The following is a 5,476-nucleotide window of genomic DNA, read 5'->3' as shown; positions in this document are numbered from 1 at the left end:
CAAGATTGAAGGTCTCGCGGGCGATCTGGATCGGAGAAAGGCCCATGACACCATCACGGCCAAGGCGATACCGCAAGTGGAGCATCTCTTCTTGCAGGTAGAATCGCGCGCCGCCAGAGGAATACGAAACTCGATATCTCAGGCGGTTGTTCTGCAATTTCTCGACGGCCACTGTACCCGGATCGATAGGGGTCAGGGCAGTCACCTGTCCTCGCTGATTGCGCTCAAGAACCGCAAAGGCGTTGCCCGTCACCATAAGCGACGCAATGAGCGTTTCGCGGGCTTCGAACGCGGTTAGTGTCGCATTCGACATGTCATGCAAAACGGCATAAAGCGGGTGTTCCGCAGCGCGCTCCCGCCCACCGTTTTCGGTTCTGCGGTAAAGGTTCAGCGGCATGGCAGCCAAGTTCTGGCTGACAATCGATATACAGGCGTGAGCAACAGCAATACCGCTTGCGCGGGCCGGATCCGTACAACCGCCGATTCCACCTCTCAGGCCAAACCATTCAGCCAGGTAAGGATCATCGGATTTGATGGTCGAGCGCTTCTCGCGCCCCAAGAGACGGTCGAAGAAACTCATCGGGAAATCTCCAATAGGCGGATAGCCCGGTTTGCGTACGCGTGAAAGTCAGAAGTCTGCTTCAATCGATTGCGAGCCTGAACGACGGTTCCGTCATATGCAGGCCAAGCCAAGACCACGCTGATTTCATGCAGTTCGACGGCACTCAATTCACGGCGGTCACCTTGCCGATTTTCTTCCGTCATCGTGAACCCGAAGGACATTCCGCCAAGATCACCACGTTCCGCCAGAGCCAGAACATCGCGCCCGGCGGTGGTGTCGGGGACGTCGAGATCGAAGGCCAACCCCCGACTGTCTTCTGAGAGCCGGAGTGTTCCCGAGCGCGTGCGTGCAAGCACGCGGCCCGGATCGTGATCGACAAGGGCAAGCACGTCCGCCCCGGAGCGCAGTGAATGAGTGAATGCACCTGGTGCGATGGTCTCAACGAAGCGGCCGCCGATGTCAGCGGCCTCGTTGAAGGTAGCTGCATAGCCTTCCAGGCGACGACCCTTGGTGCGAAGTTCTGCCATGTATCCACGTTTTTCGATTTGGGTCATACGCCTTGCTCCTGATAAGGGGCTATCAGGCGATCCACACCCAATGCGATTTCGCGAATTCGCACCTCACATGTTGCTTCACGGTTTTCGAAGAAATGCCCGATGAGAAGGTATTGGGCTTGTTCGACCGATGCAGGCAAAGGGTCCACGGTCATATCCACGCCGACAGCAGAAAGGTGGTCGCTCGCCGCCGAAATCAGCCGTTGGATCACATCGTCTTCATGGTCGTCGGTAAACCGCAGGTATGCTTTTGCGTCAGCGAGCGAGACCATCCTAAATCTCCGCGTACGCAAATGCTTCCGGATGGCGAACTGCGACATCGGCATCCAGGAAGGCATGGAGAAGGGCGCCACCGTTCGAAGCAACGTCCGGATGGTACGGGTTGATCAGGATATCGACCGCACTCCAATATCCGAGATAGAGTTCGCTCCACTGGCCATAGACCAGGGCAGATTTATCGCTTCCCGAACCGATATTGGTCGGCACCTGCGAAGAGACCTCAACACGTCCATTGTGGAACAGCTCGGCAAGCGAAAAGGTGTGCCCGTCACCGTCCTTCAGCTTGCGGACATCCTTCATCACGGTCGGGTTTGTCAGGAATGCCCCTGTGCCAGTGATGTCATCTAACTCCAACTCCGCAATCAGGTTTGCCGTCGTGTCCGAAAAGATGGATTCTGTGGTGACGGTCGTGACACCTGTGGTGTTAAGAACACCGAGCGGCTCCGGCGCAACACCGCTGCCATTGATTGCGGCCAGGTCGAGTGCCTGCGCGAGAAGGAAGCCGAGATCCTTACGCAGAACCGCTTCAATGGCTTCGTTGGACTGAAGCATCAGACGGCGCGAAAGCTGATATTCTCCCGACACTGTCTGTGGTGCCATAGAGACCTTTTCAAAGGTCGCGGCGGAACGTGTGGCATCACCATTTTCGGCAACCCAACCTGCGGATCCACTCGAAGCAAGGTTGGGGAGGTCAAGGGAGCCAGTGAGACCTCGAAGAACGGTAGCTCCAAGCGCTTCAACTTTGAGCGCAGGCCGGAAACGGTCGGCCATGGAAGCCAGATTCGTGGCCACTGTGTAGCCGCCGGCACCGTCTGTTCCGACGGTCTGATTACGTTTCTCGCTGCCCAGCAGGATTTCAGAAGGAACAGCAATGTGAATGCCGGACGCCCCCGAACGGCTCTCACGCCCGCGCTTGAGTTCCTGATCAATCTCCGCTTCGCGGCCCGCCAAACGTCCTGTCAACGCTCCGTTGATCGCAGCAGAGAGGGAGTAATTGAGCAACTCGCGGTCAAACTCACCGCCGCTGACGGTTTCACAGCGCTGGTCTTCACGCTCAAAGGCTGCCATGCGCTCTTCCCGCGCGATCTGGCGGTCGATGTCGGAAACCTCGTTTTCGAGCGCGGTAAAGCGTTCTTCGTCTTCAGTTTCCAGCTTGTCTTTGGCATGCAGGTTGCGCATTTCATCTACTTTAGCGGCGCGCTTTTCGCGCAATTCGATAAGCTTTTTCATGGGTAATTCTCCATCTAAGGGACATGCCGCCTCACGGCGGGGTTAAGGTCCATCTGGCCGGATTTACGGCTCTGGGATGTGCCGTCTCGCGACGGGAAATTGAAGTCTGCATAGGGCTCTTGGACGTATGTCGTTTTACGCAGAGGCCCGCGCCACGCAGAGCCCTTTTTCGTTATCGGTTGGCAGACGCAACCTCAGGAATCGACGCGGGAAACTGATCTCAATTGTCTTACCCACTGCTGGAATAGGCGTGCTCAATGACTTCTTGCGGGTGGTAACCAAGACTTGCTGTCACGCGGTCAAAAAGCTCATTCATATCGAGTATCACGAAGCCGATCGGACGACGCAACGCTGTACGGATTTCCAGAAGAGGGTCGGTTCCGGGCTGCCAAAATGCGACAAAGCTATGCTCTCCGCTCATACAAAGCAGAGTTTGTCCAAGCGCATCGTTGCTAATATTGAACGGCATTCCAGGATTCCTCTCGGGATGTTCCTTTGTTGCCGCAATGCCTGTGTGTGCGAATTTACGAGCGGTGGAAAACGCGACCTGCAAGTCAGAAACGCCACAATCGATGAGAGCCTTTGCCGTTGCGATTTCGATCAAGTTATAGAACGAGAAGCGGCGGTGGCGCCCGGGAGAACCGCCGCCCTCGATCACGCTGCCATCCTTCTGACCTACAATGACTTCTCGCTTCAGCCAGCTTTGGAGCGTTGCATTACTGATGCCAGCAGACTTGATCACCTGGCCACTTGCGAACTTGTCGTTAAAAATATTCATGTGTACTGCCTTTTTAAGTTGGCGTTTGTACACTTGTCTCATTTTGATCTCTAGTTGGCAAGCGCCAACTTGTTGTAGTGTGAGTTTTCAACACCCAGGTCTTGCGTTTGGTTTCAGGTCAGCTGGCCAAAATCTCAGAATCTGCCGCCATGAAATTTGTCGACCACGCGTACCCTACAGATGTCGTATCGAACTACCTCGAATAGTGCTGCTACATCGGAAGCATTCAAGGATGCTGGGTCACGGTCGGAGAAAAGCTCTTGCCTATGGTCCTGCCAGAAGTGATGAACACCCATTTCGGTTGAAATCCGGATCAGATCGAGAAAAGTCTCGGTTGAAACTTCAAGGATTGGTTTGCCGTTACGTTCCCAGCTTCCGGTATCAAAGTTACGGGTTAAGCCTATGTTCATGACACAGTCGTGTGTAATTTCTATGGGTCGTTTAAACGATACGGTTCCGTTAAAATCAGATGCGTCAATTAAGCTAGCTTGTGTCACGATCTGGTTCATTGGTTCTGTCTCCTGCTTCATGGACTTACCTAACTAATTGTAATTGTTTCCCCTTCTAATACGCTGAGGATGTTTTTGTTTTAGGGGTGGCATAGCGTTGCGTCTCAAAAAGAGATGCATAATATGCCATTCGCATCATAAAAATGAGTCTAAACGAATTGTCAATTAAAAGATGCTAAAAGCATTACAATAATTATCTGAAGAGGATCAAATGCAAAAGAGTCAGCTTCGTGCGGCTAGAGCAATGTTGGATTGGAGCCAGGAAGAGCTCTCAAAGCGGTCAGGGGTCTCCATTCCGACAATAAAGAGGTTAGAACCCGGTACAGGGGAGCTATCTGCGCGTCCGGAAACACTGAATAAGCTGATCCGTGCCCTCGAAGCTCACGGGATTGTTTTTTTGGAAAAACCGCGTGTTGGTTTGGAGCTTCAAGTCGCAACGGCTGTGGCGTCTGTCGTGCAAGGTCGAAGGTGCGTTCTGATACATACTTCTCCATATGAGCCAGCTATCGCAATTTTGCCCTCGGATGCTCTAAGAGAGGCTAAAGCTGTGAGAAAAGATGGAAATGAAGAGTGGGCGTCTAGCTTGGAACAGGCAGCGCACGAGGCGAAGAAATTGCCATTGAAAGATGATTCCTGACGTCCGATAACCTCTAGCTTATTGGACGTCAGACGGAATCCGCATCGTAGAAACGACAAGTGAAATTATGGGACCTGAAGAAGAAATATTCCAATACACATCCGTTGAAGACCCTCAGTGGGTTGATGCCTATCGAGATAAAGTTGTCTGCAAGGTAAAATTTGCTCATCGAAACGAAGCTGAAGACTTTGTAGCAACCCCGTTCGGTAGCATGCCACACGATAGCGAAATTTTCTTCAGATGTTTGGCGGGTGAGTTTGGCCCGATTACCTTCGCAAGCAAAGAACGGATCGACAAACTCTTCCGTCTAGATAGCGGTGTAGACAGCTTTGTAGTCGGTGATATTGCGTCTCCTTCGGATGACAAACAGCTCCAAACCTACATACAGAGATTTAACAGAGAAAATCGGAGCGGTTCTGAAACCGGGTGCGTAATTGCGCTTGGAAGTATCATTGACCATTTGCTCATACGACTTCTTGATGAGCGCGGTGTGAAGAAGCGAAACTTTTCGCAAAGAATAGACGCCACTCATGAGCTGAAAATTATCAGCGACGATGAAAAAGCTCAATTAACGCTCGTACGCGAAGTAAGAAACGCATTTGGGCACGAACATGCAGTGTCACTTCGCGATGCTTCTCTAAAAGCAAAGTGTGACGAACTATATACCACCGCCATAGGTGATGGCGCTTCATATTCCGAACGCTTGAAGTTTTCTTTTGCGTGTGCGGAGTTGATTGCGATTATTTCTTCGCGTCTTACAACATGAGCTCCGCTAGGCATGCGGGTAGTGTTTCAGGGTCGTGCCGACCAGCGATTTGAAGTGACATCGCGAGCGCAACCAGGCCGTCTATCCTGCCTGTTGCCTTGCTCTTATCGAGCTTCCGAGATCCAGCTGGATCACGAGTTATAACCGCATTTGCAGCGCAC

At 52.6% G+C, this 5,476-nt stretch carries 8 protein-coding genes; 2 read left to right on the top strand and 6 right to left on the bottom strand.

Annotated elements, in window-relative coordinates; all coding sequences use genetic code 11:
- From K5905_RS26645 to K5905_RS26620, 6 genes are all read right to left on the bottom strand, one after another.
- Positions 1–580: phage portal protein (locus K5905_RS26645; RefSeq protein ID WP_297589911.1), on the bottom strand; the 580-nt coding region annotated here is incomplete at its 3' end.
- Positions 577–1,116 carry an HK97 family phage prohead protease gene (locus K5905_RS26640; protein ID WP_297589909.1) on the bottom strand — a complete coding sequence of 180 codons (540 nt, stop codon included), beginning with the start codon at positions 1,114–1,116 and terminating at the stop codon, positions 577–579. The genes K5905_RS26640 and K5905_RS26645, both read right to left, overlap by 4 nt.
- On the bottom strand, positions 1,113–1,388 hold the full coding sequence (locus tag K5905_RS26635; RefSeq protein WP_297589906.1) for a head-tail connector protein: 276 nt from the start codon (positions 1,386–1,388) through the stop codon (positions 1,113–1,115). Before K5905_RS26635 ends, K5905_RS26640 begins: the two co-directional genes overlap by 4 nt.
- Before the next feature lies 1 nt (position 1,389).
- Positions 1,390–2,625, bottom strand: coding sequence for a phage major capsid protein (locus K5905_RS26630; RefSeq protein ID WP_297589903.1), 1,236 nt, complete (start codon positions 2,623–2,625; stop codon positions 1,390–1,392).
- A gap of 229 nt (positions 2,626–2,854) precedes the next feature.
- The gene (locus K5905_RS26625) at positions 2,855–3,445 is read right to left on the bottom strand and encodes a hypothetical protein (RefSeq protein WP_297589900.1); all 591 of its coding nucleotides are present in this window, start codon (positions 3,443–3,445) and stop codon (positions 2,855–2,857) included.
- 92 nt (positions 3,446–3,537) lie between these two features.
- The gene (locus K5905_RS26620) at positions 3,538–3,912 is read right to left on the bottom strand and encodes a hypothetical protein (RefSeq protein ID WP_297589897.1); all 375 of its coding nucleotides are present in this window, start codon (positions 3,910–3,912) and stop codon (positions 3,538–3,540) included.
- Positions 3,913–4,123: 211 nt separating this feature from the next.
- On the opposite strand from K5905_RS26620, the gene K5905_RS26615 reads away from it, so the two are divergent.
- Both K5905_RS26615 and K5905_RS26610 read left to right on the top strand, forming a co-directional pair.
- Complete coding sequence (locus tag K5905_RS26615) at positions 4,124–4,549, top strand: helix-turn-helix transcriptional regulator (protein ID WP_297589895.1); 426 nt, start codon at positions 4,124–4,126, stop codon at positions 4,547–4,549.
- Positions 4,550–4,616: 67 nt separating this feature from the next.
- Positions 4,617–5,315, top strand: coding sequence for a hypothetical protein (locus K5905_RS26610; protein WP_297589892.1), 699 nt, complete (start codon positions 4,617–4,619; stop codon positions 5,313–5,315).
- The last annotated feature ends 161 nt before the right edge of the window (positions 5,316–5,476 follow it).

This window comes from Roseibium sp., from assembly GCF_025698965.1.
GTDB lineage: Bacteria > Pseudomonadota > Alphaproteobacteria > Rhizobiales > Stappiaceae > Roseibium.
The sequence above is the reverse complement of the archived record's forward strand: the minus strand, read 5'-3'. Positions and strand labels throughout refer to the sequence as shown.

What these genes read in the sequence shown, in the direction of transcription:
- K5905_RS26640 (WP_297589909.1), bottom strand. Translation starts at nt 1,116, where the DNA reads ATGACCCAAATCGAAAAACGTGGATACATGGCAGAACTTCGCACCAAG.
- K5905_RS26635 (WP_297589906.1), bottom strand. Translation starts at nt 1,388, where the DNA reads ATGGTCTCGCTCGCTGACGCAAAAGCATACCTGCGGTTTACCGACGAC.
- K5905_RS26630 (WP_297589903.1), bottom strand. Translation starts at nt 2,625, where the DNA reads ATGAAAAAGCTTATCGAATTGCGCGAAAAGCGCGCCGCTAAAGTAGAT.
- K5905_RS26625 (WP_297589900.1), bottom strand. Translation starts at nt 3,445, where the DNA reads ATGAGACAAGTGTACAAACGCCAACTTAAAAAGGCAGTACACATGAAT.
- K5905_RS26620 (WP_297589897.1), bottom strand. Translation starts at nt 3,912, where the DNA reads ATGAACCAGATCGTGACACAAGCTAGCTTAATTGACGCATCTGATTTT.
- K5905_RS26615 (WP_297589895.1), top strand. Translation starts at nt 4,124, where the DNA reads ATGCAAAAGAGTCAGCTTCGTGCGGCTAGAGCAATGTTGGATTGGAGC.
- K5905_RS26610 (WP_297589892.1), top strand. Translation starts at nt 4,617, where the DNA reads ATGGGACCTGAAGAAGAAATATTCCAATACACATCCGTTGAAGACCCT.